General features: G+C 36.8%; 24 protein-coding genes and 1 other annotated feature. Of the genes, 17 read left to right on the forward strand and 7 right to left on the reverse strand.

Features of this window, described 5'->3' with window-relative positions; all coding sequences use genetic code 11:
• Positions 1-41: 41 nt before the first annotated feature.
• From M1F91_RS00225 to ftsY, 4 genes are all read left to right on the forward strand, one after another.
• Positions 42-701: a trimeric intracellular cation channel family protein gene (locus tag M1F91_RS00225; RefSeq protein ID WP_006148259.1), complete on the forward strand. Its 660-nt coding sequence runs from the start codon at positions 42-44 to the stop codon at positions 699-701.
• A gap of 149 nt (positions 702-850) precedes the next feature.
• Positions 851-1,642, forward strand: coding sequence for an HAD family hydrolase (locus M1F91_RS00230; RefSeq protein ID WP_247912155.1), 792 nt, complete (start codon positions 851-853; stop codon positions 1,640-1,642).
• Positions 1,642-2,460: a Cof-type HAD-IIB family hydrolase gene (locus tag M1F91_RS00235; RefSeq protein ID WP_247912157.1), complete on the forward strand. Its 819-nt coding sequence runs from the start codon at positions 1,642-1,644 to the stop codon at positions 2,458-2,460. The genes M1F91_RS00230 and M1F91_RS00235 overlap by 1 nt, the downstream gene beginning before the upstream one ends.
• Positions 2,461-2,463: 3 nt before the next feature.
• The gene (gene ftsY / locus M1F91_RS00240) at positions 2,464-3,822 is read left to right on the forward strand and encodes a signal recognition particle-docking protein FtsY (protein WP_247912160.1); all 1,359 of its coding nucleotides are present in this window, start codon (positions 2,464-2,466) and stop codon (positions 3,820-3,822) included.
• Positions 3,823-3,861: 39 nt separating this feature from the next.
• Here ftsY and zwf read toward each other — a convergent pair whose 3' ends face one another.
• From zwf to M1F91_RS00265, 5 genes are all read right to left on the reverse strand, one after another.
• Complete coding sequence (gene zwf / locus M1F91_RS00245; protein WP_247912161.1) at positions 3,862-5,349, reverse strand: glucose-6-phosphate dehydrogenase; 1,488 nt, start codon at positions 5,347-5,349, stop codon at positions 3,862-3,864.
• Positions 5,350-5,497: 148 nt separating this feature from the next.
• The gene (locus M1F91_RS00250) at positions 5,498-6,238 is read right to left on the reverse strand and encodes an amino acid ABC transporter ATP-binding protein (protein WP_049494477.1); all 741 of its coding nucleotides are present in this window, start codon (positions 6,236-6,238) and stop codon (positions 5,498-5,500) included.
• On the reverse strand, positions 6,238-7,683 hold the full coding sequence (locus tag M1F91_RS00255; RefSeq protein ID WP_247912163.1) for an amino acid ABC transporter substrate-binding protein/permease: 1,446 nt from the start codon (positions 7,681-7,683) through the stop codon (positions 6,238-6,240). The genes M1F91_RS00250 and M1F91_RS00255 overlap by 1 nt, the downstream gene beginning before the upstream one ends.
• A gap of 167 nt (positions 7,684-7,850) precedes the next feature.
• Entirely contained in the window at positions 7,851-8,924 is a 1,074-nt protein-coding gene (locus M1F91_RS00260; RefSeq protein ID WP_247912165.1) for a HAMP domain-containing sensor histidine kinase, read from the reverse strand.
• Positions 8,909-9,580, reverse strand: coding sequence for a response regulator transcription factor (locus M1F91_RS00265; protein WP_247912166.1), 672 nt, complete (start codon positions 9,578-9,580; stop codon positions 8,909-8,911). The genes M1F91_RS00260 and M1F91_RS00265 overlap by 16 nt, the downstream gene beginning before the upstream one ends.
• 169 nt (positions 9,581-9,749) lie before the next feature.
• Between M1F91_RS00265 and M1F91_RS00270 the strand changes: the two genes are divergently transcribed.
• The 9 genes from M1F91_RS00270 to M1F91_RS00310 all read left to right on the forward strand — a co-directional run bounded on the left by M1F91_RS00270 (position 9,750) and on the right by M1F91_RS00310 (position 17,198).
• Positions 9,750-10,460 carry an ATP-binding cassette domain-containing protein gene (locus M1F91_RS00270; RefSeq protein ID WP_247912167.1) on the forward strand — a complete coding sequence of 237 codons (711 nt, stop codon included), beginning with the start codon at positions 9,750-9,752 and terminating at the stop codon, positions 10,458-10,460.
• Between the two features lies 1 nt (position 10,461).
• Positions 10,462-11,286: a hypothetical protein gene (locus M1F91_RS00275; protein WP_247912168.1), complete on the forward strand. Its 825-nt coding sequence runs from the start codon at positions 10,462-10,464 to the stop codon at positions 11,284-11,286.
• Positions 11,255-11,944: a hypothetical protein gene (locus M1F91_RS00280; RefSeq protein WP_247912169.1), complete on the forward strand. Its 690-nt coding sequence runs from the start codon at positions 11,255-11,257 to the stop codon at positions 11,942-11,944. Before M1F91_RS00275 ends, M1F91_RS00280 begins: the two co-directional genes overlap by 32 nt.
• Before the next feature lie 290 nt (positions 11,945-12,234).
• On the forward strand, positions 12,235-14,223 hold the full coding sequence (uvrB, locus tag M1F91_RS00285; protein ID WP_247912170.1) for an excinuclease ABC subunit UvrB: 1,989 nt from the start codon (positions 12,235-12,237) through the stop codon (positions 14,221-14,223).
• A gap of 42 nt (positions 14,224-14,265) precedes the next feature.
• The gene (locus M1F91_RS00290; protein WP_247912171.1) at positions 14,266-15,135 is read left to right on the forward strand and encodes a hypothetical protein; all 870 of its coding nucleotides are present in this window, start codon (positions 14,266-14,268) and stop codon (positions 15,133-15,135) included.
• Positions 15,136-15,228: 93 nt separating this feature from the next.
• A complete protein-coding gene (locus M1F91_RS00295) occupies positions 15,229-15,780 on the forward strand; it encodes a hypothetical protein (RefSeq protein WP_247912172.1) in 552 nt (183 codons plus the stop codon).
• Positions 15,777-16,277, forward strand: coding sequence for a hypothetical protein (locus tag M1F91_RS00300; protein WP_247912173.1), 501 nt, complete (start codon positions 15,777-15,779; stop codon positions 16,275-16,277). Before M1F91_RS00295 ends, M1F91_RS00300 begins: the two co-directional genes overlap by 4 nt.
• Before the next feature lie 2 nt (positions 16,278-16,279).
• Entirely contained in the window at positions 16,280-16,711 is a 432-nt protein-coding gene (locus M1F91_RS00305; protein ID WP_247912174.1) for a hypothetical protein, read from the forward strand.
• Positions 16,712-16,730: 19 nt separating this feature from the next.
• Positions 16,731-17,198: an 8-oxo-dGTP diphosphatase gene (locus M1F91_RS00310; protein ID WP_247912175.1), complete on the forward strand. Its 468-nt coding sequence runs from the start codon at positions 16,731-16,733 to the stop codon at positions 17,196-17,198.
• Here M1F91_RS00310 and M1F91_RS00315 read toward each other — a convergent pair.
• The gene (locus M1F91_RS00315; protein ID WP_006148386.1) at positions 17,195-17,710 is read right to left on the reverse strand and encodes a transcription repressor NadR; all 516 of its coding nucleotides are present in this window, start codon (positions 17,708-17,710) and stop codon (positions 17,195-17,197) included. The genes M1F91_RS00310 and M1F91_RS00315 overlap by 4 nt on opposite strands.
• Before the next feature lie 18 nt (positions 17,711-17,728).
• A complete protein-coding gene (locus M1F91_RS00320) occupies positions 17,729-18,256 on the reverse strand; it encodes an ECF transporter S component (protein ID WP_006148387.1) in 528 nt (175 codons plus the stop codon).
• 641 nt (positions 18,257-18,897) lie between these two features.
• Positions 18,898-19,033, forward strand: a sequence feature (ribosomal protein L10 leader region).
• Between the two features lie 38 nt (positions 19,034-19,071).
• On the opposite strand from M1F91_RS00320, the gene rplJ reads away from it, so the two are divergent.
• The 4 genes from rplJ to M1F91_RS00340 all read left to right on the forward strand — a co-directional run bounded on the left by rplJ (position 19,072) and on the right by M1F91_RS00340 (position 21,167).
• On the forward strand, positions 19,072-19,572 hold the full coding sequence (rplJ, locus tag M1F91_RS00325; RefSeq protein WP_004252632.1) for a 50S ribosomal protein L10: 501 nt from the start codon (positions 19,072-19,074) through the stop codon (positions 19,570-19,572).
• Positions 19,573-19,647: 75 nt separating this feature from the next.
• Positions 19,648-20,016: a 50S ribosomal protein L7/L12 gene (gene rplL / locus M1F91_RS00330; RefSeq protein WP_001196964.1), complete on the forward strand. Its 369-nt coding sequence runs from the start codon at positions 19,648-19,650 to the stop codon at positions 20,014-20,016.
• Positions 20,017-20,217: 201 nt separating this feature from the next.
• On the forward strand, positions 20,218-20,391 hold the full coding sequence (locus M1F91_RS00335) for a hypothetical protein (protein ID WP_000159607.1): 174 nt from the start codon (positions 20,218-20,220) through the stop codon (positions 20,389-20,391).
• On the forward strand, positions 20,388-21,167 hold the full coding sequence (locus M1F91_RS00340; RefSeq protein ID WP_050305944.1) for a replication initiator protein A: 780 nt from the start codon (positions 20,388-20,390) through the stop codon (positions 21,165-21,167). The genes M1F91_RS00335 and M1F91_RS00340 overlap by 4 nt, the downstream gene beginning before the upstream one ends.
• Positions 21,168-21,228: the final 61 nt, after the last annotated feature.

A 21,228-nucleotide genomic window follows, 5' to 3' on the forward strand; every position in this document is an offset into this window, starting at 1 on the left:
AAGAAGTCAGAAAGGTTACAAAAATAAATTGAGGAGCATACATGGATTTTGACCTATTCCTAATGATTTGTAATTATATTGGGACTATAGCCTTTGCGGCGTCAGGAGCCATCAAAGGATTTGGTAAACGTTTAGATATTTTTGGAATTAGTTTATTGGCAATTGTAACAGCAGTAGGCGGGGGTATTTTAAGAGATTCTATTATCAGTCGTTTTCCCTCCGCTCTCGCAGATCCTGGACCGATTTATGTCTCTATTCTTGTAGCTGTTATTATGTATGCCTTTGTGACATCAAAACAAGCCAATGCTAGTCAAGAAAAAAAATTCTATAAGTGGCTGAGAGAAGCCTATCTCATCTTTGATTCGATTGGCTTAATCATCTTTTCCTTGATTGGAGCTACCGCCTTAGCTGATAGTAAATTGAACTTAATGTCTGCAGGGATTTTGGCCTGTTTAACGGGAGCAGGTGGTGGTATTATCCGAGATCTCTTGATTAATGAAGTTCCAAGTGTTCTAAAAGAGGACATCTATGCCCTTCTATCTTTTGTAATTGGCGTTATTTATTACTGGTTGGCCTTTGTCCTTCACTTTCCAAGAATCACTGCTTTTATCATTCTCTCAATTGTCGGTTTTGTGATTCGACTCTGTATTATTAAGTTTAAGCTCTCTTTGCCAAATATGGATAAAAAGACTTGGAATTGATTGATGGTAGGAAAGTTCAATCACTCGATTGATAAATATTTTTAAATTACAAGTTTAATCAAGCGTCTAATCTCATATGGATTAGGCGCTGTTTCCTTTTTCTATGGTATAATAGAAGATAGATTTACAACTGGAGAATAGAAGTATTTATGATTAAACTAGTCGCAACTGATATGGACGGGACTTTTTTGGATGAAGCTGGCCAATTTGATATGGAGCGCTTAAAAGCTCTTCTCTCATCCTACAAAGAGAGAGGAATCTATTTTGCTGTAGCTTCTGGCCGTGGTCTCTTGTCGCTTGAAAAGCATTTTTCGGATGTCAAAGATGAGATTATTTTTATCGCCGAAAATGGGAGTCTCGTTCGTTTTCATGGACAAGACCTCTATGAAGCAACCATGCCACGCGATTTTTACTTATCAACATTTGAAAAGCTAAAGACTTCACCCTATTTCGATGAGAAGAAGATGCTCTTGACTGGTAAGAAAGCTTGCTATGTTTTAGATACTGTAGATGAAACATATCTCATGTTTAGTCATCATTACAATGAAAACATCCAAAAAGTAGCCAGTCTAGAAGATATCACCGATGAAATTTTCAAATTCACAACCAACTTTACAGAAGAGACAGTAGAAGCTGGCGAAGCTTGGGTCAATGAACATGTTCCTGGTGTTAAGGCAATGACGACAGGTTTTGAATCCATTGATATTGTTCTTGATTATGTGGACAAGGGAGTTGCGATTGTCGAATTAGCTAAGAAGTTAAATCTGAATATGGATCAAGTGATGGCCTTCGGTGACAATCTCAATGACCTTCACATGATGCAAGTTGTAGGGCACCCAGTCGCACCTGAAAATGCTCGCCCAGAGATTTTGGAACTAGCCGAAACAGTTATCGGTTACCATAAGGACCAATCAGTTATCGCTTATATGGAGGGATTATAATGGCAGATATTAAATTAATTGCCCTAGATTTAGATGGAACCTTGCTGACGACAGACAAGAAATTGACTGATCGTACCAAGGCAACTTTAAAGGCTGCGCGTGAACAGGGAGTCAAAGTGGTACTGACAACTGGACGTCCCCTTAAGGCTATGGATTTCTTCCTTAAAGAGCTTGGAACAGACGGCCATGATGACGAATATACTATCACATTCAACGGTGGATTGGTTCAGAAAAATACAGGTAAGATTCTTGATAAGACAGTCTTTTCAATTGATGATGTGACACGTATTTATGAAGAAACTGAAAAATTAGGAATCCCCTTAGATGCAATTTCAGAAGGAACAGTATACCAGATTCAGTCTGACCAAGAAAGTTTATATGCTCAGTTTAACCCGGCTCTAACTTTTGTTCCAACTGCTTTTGAAGATTTGTCTAGTCAGGTAACGTACAATAAATGTGTGTCTGCCTTTCCTCAGGAACCTTTGGATGCGGCTATTCAAAAGATTTCACCAGAATTATACGACCAGTATGAGATTTTTAAATCACGTGAACTCTTGCTAGAATGGTCACCAAAGAATGTTCATAAGGCGACAGGATTATCTAAACTAATTGAACACCTGGGAATTGACCGAAGTCAAGTTATGGCCTGCGGAGATGAAGCTAATGATCTTTCGATGATTGAGTGGGCCGGTCTCGGTGTCGCTATGCAAAATGCTGTGCCAGCAGTTAAGGCTGTGGCAAATGTAGTAACACCAATGACCAATGACGAAGAAGCAGTCGCCTGGGCAATTGAAAAATATGTACTGAAGGAGAACTAAAGAATGGGATTATTTGACCGTTTATTTGGAAAAATAGAAGAACCGAAAATTGAAGATGTTGTCAAAGAAGCATTAGAAAACATTGACTTATCGGATGATAGCGAGCAAACTGAGGCGCTAAAATCTGAAAATATCGAAGTCAAAGAGCAAGATGGGACTGTCGTAGCCGAAGAAAATGGTGAAGACTTATTTGAAGCAGATTTTGAAGAAGAAACTATTGTCGAATCAGTTGACGAAGTTGAGATTTCTCAAGAAGAGTTAAATCAAGTACAAGAGGCAGATAGTCCTCAAGAGAAAGCGACTCATGTTGAAGAAGCAACTTCAAATGATAGTGACGAGGAAGAAATTGTTCAGCCTCAATCAGACGAAGCAGAAACAGAGTTTTTTGAAGAAGAGGAAGCAAAACAAACAATCGAAGAAACTCCTCAAGTCCAAGAGACTGTACAAGATAAATATGACCGTAGTCTTAAGAAAACGCGTACTGGATTCGGTGCCCGTTTGAATGCTTTCTTTGCAAATTTCCGCTCTGTAGATGAAGATTTCTTTGAGGAACTAGAAGAACTGCTTATCATGAGTGACGTTGGTGTGCAGGTGGCTTCAAATCTTACGGAAGAATTGCGTTATGAAGCCAAGCTTGAGAATGCTAAGAAACCTGATGCCCTTCGCCGTGTTATCATCGAAAAATTGGTGGAGCTATACGAAAAGGATGGCATTTATAATGAAAATATTAACTTCCAAGATGGATTAACAGTTATGCTTTTTGTTGGAGTTAATGGGGTCGGGAAAACAACTTCAATTGGTAAATTAGCTAATCGATACAAACAAGCTGGTAAAAAGGTTATGCTTGTTGCTGCTGATACCTTCCGTGCGGGTGCGGTTGCTCAGTTAGCAGAATGGGGACGTCGTGTGGATGTTCCTGTCGTTACTGGTCCTGAGAAAGCAGATCCAGCTAGCGTTGTCTTTGATGGGATGGAACGAGCAGTAGCAGAAGGTATTGATATTCTCATGATTGATACAGCTGGTCGTCTGCAAAACAAAGAAAACTTGATGGCAGAGTTGGAAAAGATTGGTCGTATCATTAAACGTGTTGTACCAGAAGCACCACATGAAACTTTCCTAGCTCTTGATGCGTCAACAGGTCAAAATGCTCTTGTACAAGCAAAAGAGTTTTCAAAAATCACTCCATTGACAGGTATTGTATTGACCAAGATTGATGGAACAGCTCGAGGTGGTGTCGTTCTTGCTATTCGTGAAGAGCTGAATATCCCTGTTAAGTTGATTGGTTTTGGTGAAAAAATCGATGATATCGGTGAGTTCAATTCTGAGAACTTTATGAAAGGCCTTCTAGAAGGTTTGCTATAAAAGAAAATCCTGCAAGAATTCTTGCAGGATTGTTTTTGATTATTCTAGACGACCATCTTTACGATAGGCGATATCCGGTTGCCAGGTCCACTCAGCTCCGTATTTTTCAAGTAAATCAAAGCTAGCTTGAGGTCCCATGCTACCAGCCTTATAGTCATGGAGTGGAGCACCGTTTTCAGCCCAAAGCTTCTCAATACGGTCAATCAATTTCCATGAGGCACTCACTTCATCCCAGTGGCTAAAGTTTGTTGAGTTATTGTTCAAAACATCATAGATCAGTTTTTCATATGGGTCTGGTGAAGCACCTGTAGCAGTCGCATCTGTTCGATAGTCAAGAGAATTTGGCGCAAGGCTAAACTCTTCTCCTACCTTTTTACCGTTAAGACTGAGAGAGAAACCTTCAGTTGGTTGGATGTAGATGGTAAGCACATTCGGTGCTAGGGGTTCACCGAAAATGGAATCCATTTGTTTGAAGACGATGTTTACGTGTGTTCCTTTTTCAGTTAGGCGTTTACCTGTACGGAAGAAGAAAGGTACACCACGGAAGCGATCAGTATCTACAAAGAAGGCACCTGAAGCAAATGTTTCTGTCATAGATTCAGGGTTGACATTTGGTTCGCTACGGTAAGAGATGTATTTCATGCCATCGACTTTACCCGAACGATATTGACCACGGATGAATTGTTCCTTGAGTTCCTCATCTGTAGGTTGGTAGAGGTTCTTGAAGACCTTGATTTTTTCAGCTCGAATATCATCCTTTGTAAAGCTTGCAGGTTTGTCCATAGCAAGGAGTGATAGAAGCTGTAGGGTATGGTTTTGAACCATATCACGAAGGGCACCAGACTCATCATAGTAGCCACCACGTTCTTCAACACCTAGACGCTCTGCAAAGGTAATCTGAACATTATCGATGTGCTCACGATTCCAAACATTTTCAAAAATCATATTGGCAAAGCGAATGGCAAAAATGCTTTGAATCATTTCCTTACCAAGATAATGGTCGATACGATAGATTTGCTCTTCGTTAAAAGTAGCAAGGAGTTCTTCGTTTAGTTTGCTTGCAGTTTCATAGTCTGTTCCAAAAGGTTTCTCAACAATCAAACGTTCAAAGCCTTTACCGTCAACGATTTGCTCTGACTTGAGGTGTTTGGCGATGGTACCAAAGAACTGAGGTGCCATTGAGAGGAAGAAGAGTTTGTTGTGCTTAGTCTGATATTTTTCGTTTAATTCAGCCTGAAGCTTACGTAATTCAATATAGTGCTCAGTGTCATTAACATCGTGACTTTGGTAGTAAAAATGACTAGCAAATGCTTGAGCCTCTTCTGCGCTATCTGCCAAGTCCAAAATAGATTCGACAACAACAGATTCGAAATACTCTTTACTCCAAGGACGACGAGCAGTTCCAATCACTGCAAAATGATCAGATAGATTACCACATTTGTAAAGTCTAAAAAGTGAAGGGTAGAGCTTGCGTTTAGCCAAATCTCCACTTGCACCGAAAATTGTAACAATAACTTTAGATGACATCCAGCTACCTAATTTCTATTTACTTTCCTAGATATCCTAGGCATGAGGAATCCCCATTTTCATACCCTTTATTTTATCATAATTTTCTAAAAAATCCAAAATTCAAATACAAGTGAGAAAAAAACTGCAAGGTTTACCTTGCAGTTTTTTAAGCATTGAGGACCTTGTCCAAAAATTCTTTTAGACGAGGGTGTTGTGGGTTATCAAAGATTTGATCAGGTGTCCCATCTTCTAGGAATTCACCGTCGGCTGTAAAGATAACTCGATTGGCAACCTTACGAGCAAATCCCATTTCGTGGGTTACAATAATCATGGTCATGCCTTGTTCAGCCAACTCTTTCATAACGTTTAGAACGTCACCAACCATCTCAGGGTCAAGGGCGGAAGTTGGTTCGTCAAAGAGCATAATATCAGGGTTCATTGCTAAACCTCGAGCGATAGCCACACGTTGTTTTTGACCACCGGATAGACTTTCAGGATTGGCATTGGCCTTGTCAGCAAGCCCAACTTTTTCAAGGAGTTCCATACCCAATTTTTCAGCTTCAGCCTTGGTCATTAACTTGTGCTCTACAGGAGCAAATGTAATATTTTCCAAAACTGTCATATGAGGAAAGAGATTGAAGTGCTGGAACACCATTCCGATATTTTCACGAACATGGTCTACGTTGGTAGATTTATCCGTCAAATCATAGCCATTAACTGTGATGCTTCCTTTTGTTCCTTCTTCGAGGAGATTTAAGCTACGCAAGAAAGTTGACTTACCTGAACCAGAAGGTCCAATGATACAAACAACATCTCCTTCATAGAATTTCGCTGAAATTCCTTTAAGGACTTTGTTTTTACCATATTGTTTATGTAAGTTATGAACGTCAATTTTTAATTTTGCCATTATTGAATCCTCTTTTCTAAGCGTTTGGCTAATCTAGTTAGAAGAGTGATAATCACAAGGTAGAAGACTGCGAGAATTGCATACATTTTGAAACTTTGATAGTTACGAGCAATGATAATCTTACCAGTCTGGAAGAGTTCTACCAAACCGATTGCAGATACGATTGTTGTATCTTTAAGAGCGATAACAAATTGGTTGACGAAGTTTGGAAGCATGAGCTTGGTCGCTTGTGGCAAGACAATCTTACGCATGGTTTTTCCATATGAGATACCAAGACTTCGACTGGCTTCCATTTGTCCAACAGGAACGGCCTTGATACCACCACGAACAATCTCAGCAATGTAGGCAGCTGAGTTTAGGGAGAGGGCAATTGTACCAGCGACAAAGTCGTTGATTGGACTTTGTTGACCTGTGAGGGATTCGATAAAGTTAGGAATACCCCAGAAAATAAATGCTGCAAGAATCATTAGTGGAATACCACGGATAACGTCAACGAAAATCTCTGAAATCAAACGGAGTGATTTATAAGGGCTGACACTAAAAATACCGAAGATAATTCCGATGAAAATCGCAATTACAAATGAAATCAGTGCTAATGAGAGAGTAATTCCGAGTCCGCTGAGAAGTTGTTTGTAGTTGTTTTTCAACAATCCCCAAATAGTTGTTTCATCAGCGCTTGAACTTGTAGTAGTAGAATCGCTAGCTAGATACTTATCCAGGATTTTTTGGAATTCTCCATTTGCCTTAAGGTTTGCTAGCCCTTTGTTGAATTTCTCTAGCAATTCTGGATTGCTTCCTTTTTTTACAGCAAAGGCAGTTTCACCAATTGGTGTACCTGCGATTGGGGTTTTTAACTTTTGTCCTTGACTAATAGAGTATTTAATAACAGGTTCGTCGTCCATAACGGCATCAATTGAACCAGTGTTTAAACTATCATACATAGATGCAGCATCGGAAAAAGTTTTGATCTTGTAACCGTACTTACTTTGATTTTCTGTTAGGAAGGTTTGTGAAGCAGTACCATTTTTCACACCTACAGTCTTACCGTTCAAATCTTCATAAGAAGAAATGGTACTTGATTCTTTAACACCAAGAATAGTATTTGCTGTATAGTAAGAATCAGAGAAATCAAAAGTTTCTTTACGAGCATCAGTTACTGACATACCTGCAATGATACCGTCTGCTTGTCCAGATTGGACTGCGTTAATAGCAGCATCAAAACCTGGATTGGTAATCTCGATTTCAAAACCTTGGTCTTCAGCGATTGCCTTGATTAGATCCATATCGATACCAGTGTATTGATTGCTTGAGTCCTGGAAAACAAATGGCGCAAAAGATGAGTCACTGGCGATAACATACTTTGTTTTCTCAGTATCAGCTTTTACTAATCCTAATGAAAAAATAGGAAATAAAATAAGCAAACAAGCTAGAATTTTTTTCTTCATGTTATGTCTCCTTTCAAGATATTTTCAAATTATACCAAAAAAGTTGAAGTAAGGCAAATATTTTGTATATCTATGTTATAAGATATAACATAAAGTTTCTTATGATACTGTTTTTTTGATGTGAAAATTAAAAGAAGCCGAACACATATTGATGAGTTCGGTTTGTTCTATATAATGGGAATGATTAGTTTGACTTGTGCACCATTATTACTATTTTCTAAGTGCATAGTTCCATTATGAAGTTTCATGACGCGTTTGACGAAAGATAAACCAAGTCCATAGTGGCTTTCTTGAGAGGGGGTTCTTGCTTGGTCATCTTTATAGAAAAGATTTCCAGCATTTTGTAATATATTTTTTGAAAAACTAGATTGGTTATTCCATATAGTTAGAACTAATTGACTATTTACTTGTGAAATTGTTAGGTGGATTTGTGCATCATCTTCTTTTTGATGTTGTATAGCATTGTTAATAATATTTGTGATTGCTCGGAAAAATAGATTGGAATGAATTGCAATTTGTGTCGATGGATTTATTGTGTTTGTAAAAATAAAGTGTGTATTTTTAGGAACTAAAGGTCTGATATGTTCCTTTAATTGACGAGTTAATTGTTGAATTGATATCTTTTCAAGTTGAATATCTTGGTCATAAAAAGTTTTGGAGTATTGGATGAAGTGATTAAAATAATCGTTTAACTGAATACTTGCTTGCTCCAGATCTTTTAGACATTCCATTACTTGGGGTGTTTGTTTGGTAGATTGTAGGAATTCAGCATTTCCTCTTATGACAGTTAGAGGAGTTCGAAGATCATGGGCAGCACTTGATACTTGAAACATGAGTTCTTTTTTTTGTTCCTTTTCATTTTCAATTCTATTTTTTATATCAGATTGCATTTTTTCTATTAGATCATTTGTTTCAATAAACTCTTTAATCTGTAAATGATGATCTTCATTTTTTGTGAAATATATACCACTATGATAAACCATGTTCATTTCTTTTTGAATCTTGGTCAATAATTGTCTAATATTTGTCACAATGATAAGAATTAAAATGATGCAAAGATAAATCCAAGAACTAACGCTAAAAAATAAAGCAAAGAGATTGGCATTTTTCTCATTGATTCCAGATACAGAAGATAGAAGAGCAGGAACTATGTAAAAAAGTAAAAGACATAAAAGAAATTGCCAAATGATTTTAAGGTAGGTATGCTGAATGAGTTGCTTGATTGTCATTTCTTTTGCCATTTGTACCCTCCTCCCCAAACCGTTTTGATAGGATCAATTTGATGAGCCTTAAATTTTTGTCTGATTTGATAGATGTATTCGGTGATTGAACGTAGCTGTACATCAGAGCTTACAGGATAGAGGTAATCGTAAAGTTCCTCTGCGCTAAATACTCGGTTCTCATTTTTAGCTAAAAGATAAAGTAAATCAAATTCACGCTTAGTTAGAGAAATGCTCTTTGATTGATAATAAACTTCTTGACTATCTCGATAAAAAGTTATATCTGAAATCAATTCTTCTTTAGAGGTTTGGTATAATCTTTCCTCTCTACGAAGATGCATTTGAATTCTTGCAATCAATTCCTTAATGCTAAATGGTTTTGTGATGTAGTCATCTGCTCCAGCTTGTATCCCCTTTAGTAAATCTTCTTCAAAATCTTTAGCGGTTAGAAACAGGATTGGAGTAGTAATTTGTGAACGAATGGAGCGACAAATCTCTAAACCAGAAATAGGCATCATGACGTCAAGTAAAATCAGATCGAATCCAGTAAAGTCACAGATATCGATCTCTTCTATATTTGACCGAGTTTCTACGTTAAAGTTGTTTGCTTCTAATGCATTCCCTATTAATCGTAAGATTTTTTCATCATCGTCAATTGCTAAAATTTTATACTTCATAATCCCTCCAATTACTTGTGTATATTATAGCAAACATAGAAAGTAATTTGTTAGAAATGAAAAAATAATTATAAAAATATTTATTCTGATTTTTTACTGATATTCTCCTGATATACTTGCTCCAAGTGAAGGTGAAATTTCACAAAAAGTCAGAAGGGAAAAAGAATGAATGATAACAATTCAAAATCTACATAAGAAATATAATAATAAAATTGTTCTACAAAATGTAACTTTCAAAGCTAAGAAAGGTGAGGTCACTGGATTGATTGGACCAAATGGTTCTGGGAAATCAACTCTAATCAGAATTTTACTCGGTCTAGAAAATAGTCAAATAGGAATGGCATTGATAAATGGCAAAAAATACTCTCAATTGGGAGATAATCCTTTTTGTGTTGTTGGATCATTCCTTGACAGTTGCCAACCTTACCCAACAAGAACAGGATTCCAGCATCTTCGGTGGATTGGCTTGGCTTGTGGTGTTAACAGAAATAGGTGCAACGAATGTTTAGACTTGGTGGGGTTAAGTGAAGCTAGAAATAAAAAGGTAAAGGACTATTCATTAGGGATGAAGCAACGTCTTGGTTTAGCAACAGCCTTATTAGCAAATCCTGACATTTTAATTTTAGATGAGCCAATCAATGGACTAGATCCAGAAGGAATACGCTGGGTACGTAATTTTTTACAATCTTTTGTCAGTGAAGGTAAAACAGTCTTAATGACAAGTCATTATATGAGTGAGTTAGAATTAACTGTAGATCATTTGGTCGGGATTTCTAATGGGAAGATTGTTATTGATGGTCCTACCAAAGACATTTTGAAACAGTTTGGATCTTTTGAGGAAGCATATTTTAAGGCGCTCGAAGGGAAAGAAGGTGAATAATATGTTAAAGCGTTCCTTTTTTAGTGACCTTTATAAATATAGTAGTTTACCTACTTTTAAAATTACTTTTTTTCTTATTTTGGGAGTCAGCATATTTTTTACAATTCAAAATATCCAGGTGATAAATGCCTTAGTAGAAGGAAATGGCCAAGCAGTTAATCTTGATCCGTCTATGTTATCATCGAATCCAGTCTATACAATCAGGGATGCTCTCTTATCTTCACCCTACCAAGCAAGTGTTATTTTCTTGCCAATCTTGGTTTCACTAGTTTATTCAACCCATTATCAATTTGGTGATGATTATTTTAGCCAATTATTGATTCCTAGCTGGAAAGCTCGTCTTACTGGTTTTATTGCAAGTTCGATTGTCTTATCATTACTTGCTACTGTAATATTTTCGATAGTAAATGCTATTGTCTTACTCATTTTTCTAGATTCAACTTTAAAAAACTATTTAGAATTCACATTGTTTGTAGATGTTACGGCAAGAGTTGTGATATTTGCAATCGTCCTCACTTTATTAGCTATATTTTTAGTAAGAGTCACAAAAAAATCAATTTCTTCATTAATTGCAATCTTTTTATTATTAGTAATCACTTTATCAGGTATTCTAAGAGGACTTTCTTCTAACATAGAGAATCTATTACCTTTGATTGGAGCAAAGTCATTTGCTTTTGGCCGAATTGAAGGGATTCAAACGAGCCAATTGTATGGATTTACTCTTTTAGTAGTTGAAGGTGTTGTATTCTTAGTATTAATAATTATTGTAGAAAAGGTACGAATGGGGAGGAAGAATGGCAAGAATATTTATCAGTCTTATCGTTAAAAAATATAGCTTAAAACCCGTAAAGTACCAGATAGCTATACAGTCGCTTCTGATAGGTTTTGTGTGCCTACTAAGTGTGTTACCAGTTGCAATCAATGGTAGAATTGTAGAATTATCTTTAAAGCAAGCTCTTGTTTTTACATCAATGCTCTCTGTTGCTATTGGGTGTGTTAATGCATTTGTAGACTTACAATCACACGAAACAAAATTAGTTTATTTGGTTAGTGGAAAAAGGACCTTAAGTTCAATGAGTATCCTGTTCGTAGAGTTATGTGATGTAGTACTACAATCAACTTTATATTGCATTGTACTGCATATATGGTTCCATTTTTTAAGTAGCGAAAATGTTGTCAGTTTAGCAGTTTTCAGTTTCTATTTGATTGGCTCCATCCAATACTTTTTAGTTTCTTATTTTTTAAGTTATTTTTTCAAAAGTCCCATGGGGAGTTTAGCTATTTTGTTGCTATTTCCTATTTTGTTACAACCGTTCATAGAAAGAGTAGCAGAACCAATGACTAGTTATCTATTTTATAATATTATTACGGATACAATACTAGGGAGAGCATCCTACTTGCAACTCTGTGTTTACCCTATGGAATTGGTGTTTTCACTTGGAGCCACTCTTTACCTTTTGATAAGAAATCAAGAAGTTCAGTAGTAAATAAAAATGATACTAATGAGCAAGCCATGCTAATTTTGTAAATCAATGACGTTGATGTTTATTACGTATTGCATTGTTTCAAATAAAAGACAAGACTTTCGAAGTAATATCGAGAGTCTTGTTTAGTCTTCACTTCTAATATGAGTCCATTTAATTATATTGTCATTTAAACATGTACTGATTTACGGGATTATTTTGTTACATCTTGTATTTCCCTTTTATTCCTCAACTCAGAGAATTCTGGCGATTTATGGTAAAATAAGGTCTATATATGTGAGGACAAAGAGATGATCAATAGAATTACAGACAACAAATTTAAACTTGTATCTAAATACCAACCTTCTGGGGATCAACCGCAGGCTATTGAGCAGTTGGTAGATAACATCGAGGGTGGTGAGAAGGCGCAAATCCTGATGGGAGCGACTGGTACAGGGAAAACCTATACCATGAGTCAGGTGATTTCCAAAGTTAATAAACCAACTCTAGTCATTGCCCATAATAAGACACTGGCAGGTCAGCTTTATGGGGAGTTCAAAGAATTTTTCCCAGAGAATGCTGTTGAGTACTTCGTTTCTTACTATGATTACTACCAGCCAGAAGCTTATGTGCCCTCTAGCGATACCTATATCGAAAAAGATAGCTCGGTCAATGACGAGATTGATAAACTACGTCACTCCGCTACATCAGCTTTGTTGGAGCGTAATGATGTCATCATTGTGGCATCAGTTTCTTGTATCTATGGTTTGGGTTCTCCTAAGGAATATGCTGATAGTGTAGTAAGTCTGCGCCCAGGACTTGAAATTTCTCGTGATAAACTTTTGAATGACTTAGTTGACATTCAGTTTGAACGCAATGATATCGACTTTCAACGGGGGAGATTCCGAGTCCGTGGGGATGTGGTGGAGATTTTCCCAGCCTCTCGGGATGAGCATGCTTTTCGGGTAGAGTTTTTCGGCGATGAGATCGATCGCATCCGTGAAGTCGAAGCTCTAACTGGTCAAGTTCTGGGCGAAGTGGATCATTTGGCGATTTTCCCAGCCACTCACTTTATGACCAATGACGACCACATGGAAGTAGCTATTGCTAAGATTGAGGCTGAGTTGGAGGAGCAGTTAGCTCTCTTTGAGAAGGAAGGTAAGCTCCTTGAAGCCCAGCGTTTGAAACAGCGTACGGAGTATGATATTGAGATGCTCCGTGAAATGGGTTATACAAATGGTGTCGAAAACTACTCACGCCACATGGATGGACGAAGCGAAGGAGAGCCTCCGTACACGCTTCTTGATTTTTTCCCTGATGATTTTTTGATTATGATTGATGAGAGCCACATGACCATGGGACAAATCAAGGGGATGTATAATGGAGACCGTTCGCGCAAGGAAATGTTAGTTAACTACGGTTTCCGTTTGCCGTCTGCCTTGGATAACCGTCCTCTTCGTCGTGAAGAATTTGAAAGTCATGTTCATCAGATTGTCTACGTTTCAGCGACGCCAGGTGATTACGAGATGGAGCAAACAGACACTGTGATTGAACAAATCATCCGTCCCACTGGTCTTTTGGATCCAGAAGTGGAAGTTCGCCCAACAATGGGACAGATTGATGACCTCTTAGGTGAAATCAATGCCCGTGTTGAAAAGAACGAGCGTACCTTTATTACAACCTTGACCAAGAAAATGGCAGAAGACTTGACGGATTACTTCAAGGAAATGGGGATCAAAGTCAAGTACATGCACTCGGATATCAAGACTTTAGAGCGGACAGAGATTATTAGAGATTTACGATTAGGAGTCTTTGATGTCTTGGTTGGAATCAACCTCCTTCGCGAAGGGATTGACGTACCAGAGGTAAGTTTGGTTGCCATTCTTGATGCTGACAAGGAAGGTTTCCTCCGTAATGAACGTGGTCTGATCCAAACCATTGGTCGTGCAGCCCGTAATAGTGAAGGGCATGTCATTATGTATGCTGATACTATGACTCAATCTATGCAAAAAGCCATCGATGAAACGGCTCGTCGTCGTAAGATTCAAATGGCCTATAATGAAGAGCATGGTATTGTTCCCCAAACCATCAAGAAGGAAATCCGTGACCTGATTTCTGTTACAAAAGCTGTGGCTAAGGAAGAAGATAAAGAAGTCGACATCAATAGCCTTAACAAACAAGAACGCAAAGAATTGGTTAAGAAACTAGAAAAACAAATGCAAGAAGCCGTCGAAGTGCTTGATTTCGAGTTGGCAGCGCAAATACGTGATATGATGTTGGAAGTCAAGGCGTTAGATTAGGGGAAATGAATTTTAAATATGTTTAACTAGGAGAATTTAGTAATGAAAAAAGCATTAGTGTTGAATTTCAGTTTTATCGCGATTATCCTCTCAGCCTGTTTTATAAGTTTTATAGTCATTTTAGTAGTTATTTTTAATAATACTTTTTCTGGACCAAATCAAAAAGATATTGAGGTGGCAGCAAGCAGAACACTGAATTTATATGGTTTTAAAGGTGATGTGAAGGTTACGAAGTTTTCTAGACATAGATGGCCTTCTGAAGATTATGAAATTGAATATGATTACACTGAAGAGGTTAATGGTAGGAAAATCACTGTAAGTGACAGTCTAATTTATTTTCCTAAATCTCCAGGAAGGTCTAAACGGACGAGTGAAGAACTAGCCTACGACGGAACTACTAAAACGATGTTACGAGAATTCTCTGGGATAGCTGATCAATTACTCAATCAACATCCATATAGTGTGTCTAACAAAGAAAAGGTAGAGAGTTTTTTCGAGCAATATGAAAATCCCAACTTGGAATTCGTAAATAGTTACTGGAGTGTCGATGAGAGTGCCCAAAATATAGAAGAATATTACGCTCTAATAGAAAAGAATCGTAAAGATGGGAAAGCTTTTCAGGGGTTATATGATATTCCTATTGATGAATTTCTAGAAAAAGGAATTATTAAAGGAAGTATTAGATACAAAGACACGGTTTTAGAAGAGGGTGAAAAAGATTATTTTGATAGTGAAGGTGGACTGACAGAATTTATTTCAAATGGGATTGATAGTGCAGAGTTGCCAGATGCCATTTATACTGTCTCTTACTACTATGGTGCTAAAGGTTATCGTTCAGGAAGCAGTGTCTCTTTAAAAATTCAGAATCATAAACTTATAAGTTACGAAAAAAACAGAACTGGTAGGATTTAGCTGATAAAATTAAACTTATCAGATTGTATCTCAAAAATGAGATTATAATATAAATATCTTTGAACTGTTATTAACACGAAAGATTAAGAAACGATGAGTAAGAATGACAGTACACAGAAAACATCAAAAAAATACCATAAGCAAAATCAAAAAATAAGCTGGCTGGATAAAGTTAAATTGTGGTTGCTACAGCATTCAAAAATAGCTTTTCTATTAGATAGTAGTATATTTTTCTTATCAGCTTGTGGGATAATCTATTTGTTACTTGGGACAACTATTCTTCCAAAACCATATCAAAACCTCAATTATGTCTTTCCACTTTATATGAATCTTGTATTTTTAGTAAATATACTTTATCAGGGTATTTTTAGAGATAATTTCGATGGAATGACTAGAGTCCAAGATTTTGCAAATCCATTCTTGTACCTAAATGGAGTAGGTTTGTTGTTTCACTTATTTTTTGGAATAATGGGTCGAAATAGAAAGCCTATTCCTCCCTTGCTTTCGTTAGATCCCCGTTATATCTGGTTTCCAATAGTTACCTATTTAATCTTTTTCCTAGTGCCTGCTTTAATCATTTTAATTTGCAAGCATCTTGATAACAAAAAGAGAGAAGAAGAAAATGGGGAAAATCCACACAAATGAAAAAGAATAAAAGAAATTCAAATACAAAAAAGAATCTATCAAGGAAAGAAAGTTTTCAGTCCTGGCTAGATTCTCATAAAATTATAGGCTTTTTCCTGATCCTTGGTCTCATCTTAGGAATAGGAATAGGTATCAATCTTATTTTTAATAGTCTTCCTATTCCGTCGCCCTATAGAGATATCAACTATAGTTTTCCAATATATATAAATATTTTTTGTCTGGTATATCAATTATTTGACTATTGGTTCCTAGACTTATCTGGGTCAAGGATGACAATAAAAAGATATGCAGATTTATTTATTTATCTTAATAGTATCGGTTTAGTGGCCCATCTCTTTATCGGGGTTGGTGGAAAAAATAGTAAAGGGATTTTGCCATCTCTCTTATCCCTAGATCACCGCTATATTTGGTTTCCTATTGCAACCTATCTGATCTTTTTCAGTTTGGCATTTATTATAACTCTAGTAATGAAATATATTGAAAAGAAAAGGAGTTAATCATGACGAAACATCTAACTGTTTTTAGAATTATTTACCTTTTGTTCCTGGTATTTGTACTGATTCATTTTATCTTAGGTTTGTTCGGTTTAGCTTTTACACCTATCGTGTGGAATATCTGGTTTTTTGCCCTTGGCTTAACCTTGTTTATTCATCCCTGGACAATCTTCTATAAAACTAGAATTTTTCAATGGCATCATCTTATTTTTCAGGCTCTCAGTGGTTTTTTTGCACTTTTAATCTGGTTTGTGATATTTTTCTTTTTTTCCATGGTTCCAGATTCATCTATGCCTATCAATATAGATTATCAGGTGAATAGTAAAGATAAGGAAATTAGAATCATCAGAGGTTCCTTACTCCATGAAATTCATGAATATCATGACTTAGTTAACCCTTTGATTATGAAGTCTAAAGCTAAGTATATAGAAAATTAAACATTAGAAAGTGAATCCTATGTCTCGAGCACAATTAACCATTCTTACCAATATTTGTATGATTGAAGATCTTGAAAAGCAGCGCGTGGTCATGCAGTATCGTTCACCCGAAAGCAATCGCTGGTCTGGCTATGCCTTTCCAGGAGGACATGTCGAAGACGGAGAGGCTTTTGCCGAGTCAGTTATTCGTGAAATATACGAGGAAACAGGTCTGACGATTCAAAAACCTCAACTTGTCGGCATTAAAAATTGGCCACTGGATACAGGTGAGCGTTATATTGTCTTTTGTTACAAGGCGACTGAGTTTACTGGTACTCTACAATCATCTGAAGAAGGAGAAGTGTCCTGGGTACAAAAAGACCAGATTCCAAATTTGGATCTGGCTTATGATATGTTACCTTTGATGGAGATGATGGAAGCTCCAGACAAGTCTGAATTTTTCTACCGTCACCGTACAGAGGACGGGTGGGAAAAGAAGATCTTTTAATCTTTTACTAAATAACCAAGCTGGTCCAAGGCCTTCTCAATATAGAGGAGGTCTTGTTCGTTTTCAGCTTCGACTAGGTGATAATGGACGCCATCTGTTAATTCAGAAAGTGGTCTAAAGTCAGACCGTTCGACTTGCTCTAAAAAATGCTGAACGTCACGGCGACAAGAGAGTTTGAGCAAGGTTTCAATTTCCCCGTAGACAGGATGATCAATTAAGGTATTCTGAACACGTCCCCCATTATCGACGATAGCTAGAAGTTCTTGACCTATTTCTTCCATCTCGTGCTTTACTTTAAACAGCTTGTGAACATACGGATTGGTTTTGCTTTCTTTATAAATATAGCCACGATTGGTTGATAAGATAGGAGCACCGTCTGCACGAAGAACTGCAATGTCCTGAACGATAATCTGGCGAGTGACATGAAAATGTTCTGCTAAGCTTTTTCCGTTTTGAGGTTTTTGAGCTTCTTTTAAGAGTTGTAGAAGTGCTTCTTTTCGATTTTTTGTCATATTCTTCTTTCTTAACGCTTAACGACGTTTTTTCAATGCTTTATAAACAGCTAATGCTAAGTAATAGTCTACCATACTATGAACAATAGTTCCAAAACCAACCAATACAAAGAGAACATAGAACATATTTTTTAGGTCTGTTCCTGTACTAGCATAGAAGATAATACAAGCAAAGACTTCGGCAATAGCGTGTACTAAACCAAGTACAAAGTTAAAAATCAAAGAAGATTTTGGATTATCTAAGATTTGAGGATGTTTTTGCAAATAGAAGGCTCCCAAAGTGCCGAAAAAGATATGGGAGAAAGCTCGAAGTACAATGACAATTGGATAACCAGCCATGAGGAATCCTAGGCTAGAAGCTATAATGACAAAGATTGCCATCCAAGGAGAAAGGAACATAGCAATAAAGATTGCAACGTGGCTTCCTAGAGTGTAAGAAGCGGGCGGAATAACAATCTTGAAGGGCATTGCCAAGGGAATCAAAATAGCGATAGCGGTTAGCAATGCGGTTAAAGTCATGAATTGGGTTTTCTTTTGTGTATTCATAATAACTCCTTTTTAAGTGTATATACAGTTGTATAGTACACTAAATAATATTATCCGTCAAGAGAGAAATTGAATTTTGAAGGAAAAATAGGTAAAATAAATTAGAGTAAAGTATCTTAGAAAGAGGAGAGAGTCAAGATGATAGATATTCTTTATCCGATTTTTATCATTCATTATTTATCCAAGCAGAAAAAAACAGGATTCCAAGTATCAAAATTTACCACATTTTCAGCCTATAGTTTCTTAATGATTTCGATAATAAGAATCGCATTTGGTTCCTTAGCTCTGATTGTTTTCTCGACACCCATATTCGGTTTCCTCTATTTCAGTATCATAGGGCTCATTCTTTATCACATTAGCATTATTTATGGCATAATCCTACTTTTCTTGTCATTAACTTTTTTCTTAGACAGTCAAAAATCTAATCAGGATATCCAAATAACGGAAAATACTCCATTTATATTACATGTGTTAATGTTAGTCTTTCATGCGCTCTTAATCTATAATACCTTGGTACCAATCTTTTCCATTTACTGAGAAAATATTTAAATATTCTTCTCTAAGTGGCAGTAGAATTGAGAAAAAACTCAATTTTTTTTAAAAAATACTTGCTTTGATAGAATTCTTGTGATATACTTATAAACGGTTTGAAAAAACTGCCTAAGACAGTAGGGGAGCAAGACTCATAAATATCCTACCGAGGACAAAACGTATCATGTAAAAAGAAGCGTATTGTACTTTCGTGTCTAGGTTTGGGCGCGTTTTTCTTTTGGAAAAATTCCCCAAGCAAAATAATTACGGAGGTGAACACACTAATGAGTGAAGCAATTATTGCTAAGAAAGCGGAACTAGTTGACGTAGTAGCTGAGAAAATGAAAGCTGCTGCATCAATCGTCGTTGTAGACGCTCGTGGTTTGACAGTTGAACAAGATACAGTTCTTCGTCGTGAGCTTCGTGGAAGCGAAGTTGAGTATAAAGTTATCAAAAACTCAATCTTACGTCGTGCAGCTGAAAAAGCTGGTCTTGAAGATCTTGCATCTGTTTTTGTTGGACCATCTGCAGTAGCATTTTCTAACGAAGATGTTATCGCACCAGCGAAAATCTTGAACGACTTTGCTAAAAACGCTGACGCACTTGAAATCAAAGGTGGTGCAATCGAAGGCGCTGTCGCATCAAAAGAAGAAATCGTTGCTCTTGCAACTCTTCCAAGTCGCGAAGGACTTCTTTCTATGCTCCTTTCTGTACTTCAAGCGCCAGTGCGCAACGTTGCTCTTGCAGTCAAAGCGGTTGCAGACAACAAAGAAGACGCAGCTTAATTATAAGCTACGCAGCGTAGCCTAGCTACAAAAAAATAACAAAATTAAATTTAAACTTATTTGGAGGAAATAACAATGGCATTGAACATTGAAAACATTATTGCTGAAATTAAAGAAGCTTCAATCCTTGAATTGAACGACCTTGTAAAAGCTATCGAAGAAGAATTTGGTGTAACTGCAGCTGCTCCTGTAGCTGTTGCTGCAGCTGGTGCTGCTGACGCTGGTGCTGCTAAAGACTCATTTGACGTTGAATTGACAGCTGCTGGTGACAAAAAAGTTGGCGTTATCAAAGTTGTACGTGAAATCACTGGTCTTGGACTTAAAGAAGCTAAAGAACTTGTTGATGGTGCACCAGGTGTTATCAAAGAAGGCGTTCCAACTGCAGAAGCTGAAGAAATCAAAGCTAAATTGGAAGAAGCTGGAGCTTCAGTTACTCTTAAATAAGAGGCATATACCAATTAGAATTCGGAATACTATAGTATCAGCCTTTTAGAATCGTGAACACATTTTAGAAACTGATAAATTAATTTAGTTTCCTGCCAAAAACCCTACCAAAAATTAATTTGGCAGGGTTTTTCTTTTTAATAAAATTATTTTGGAGAACAGTTGAATATTGTTCTCCTTTTTTTATTTTCTGGAGGGAAAATGACAAAAGAATTACAATCATCACGCTATATTGTCATTTCATTTTTAGTACGTGAAATGGGAATTGACATTGTTGAAGCCATATCTCTTATGGCTGAATTAGAAAAAAGTGGCTTGGTTCGATTGGAATCAAGTGGAGATTTAATACTCAAAGAACTTGGAGGAGCGCTATGAAACGAATTACCGCAAATCAATACCAAACTTCAGAACGGTATTATAAATTACCTAAAATTCTTTTTGAGGATGAGAAATATATGGATATGAAACTAGAAGTAAAGGTGGCTTATTCTATTTTAAAAGATCGTTTAGAATTATCTCTCAATCGTGGTTGGATAGATGAAGAAGGCGCGGTTTATTTAGTATTTTCTAATTCTAAACTGATGAGGCTGTTAGGTTGTTCGAAGTCAAAATTACTGTCCATCAAAAAAACTCTTAAAGAATATGACTTAATTGATGAAGTTCAACAGTCTTCAAGTGAGAAAGGAAGACTAGCTAATAAGATTTATTTAGGAGAATTATCTTCTACCCCAGTAGATAATTCAAACAGGCCTAGTGTTAATAAAAGACTAGGGCAGGTTGAAAATGAAACGGCCCCCGTCTCATATTCAGCCCCTAGTGAGACTGAAGTTAGTGAGACTAAATATAGTGAGACTGATTCTTTATTTACTGAGGATGAGGAGGATAGGAATACTCATCCTATCTTGAAAAGAAAAGTAGAAAAGGTCACAAAATATGATCGAGATTATATTTGGGGATTGGTACAAGATCAATTTAGACGAGAAGGTTTTTCTGAAACAGCCAGTGAAATTGCTATGACTGATTTTGAGAGAATCTATCAGTATGCTCTTGACAATGTTCGCTTTGTTAGACGAGCGGAAGCACTTGCTGAATTTGTGTTTAACGGCTTGTATTCTGTTTGGAATAACCGTGTTAGAAAAGGAGGTGGTTAAATGTCGCAAATCGAGTGGATTTTAGTTATGCTCATTTTAATTTCAAGTGGTATAACTCTTT

The organism is Streptococcus sp. oral taxon 431, from assembly GCF_023110115.1.
In the GTDB taxonomy this organism is placed as follows: domain Bacteria; phylum Bacillota; class Bacilli; order Lactobacillales; family Streptococcaceae; genus Streptococcus.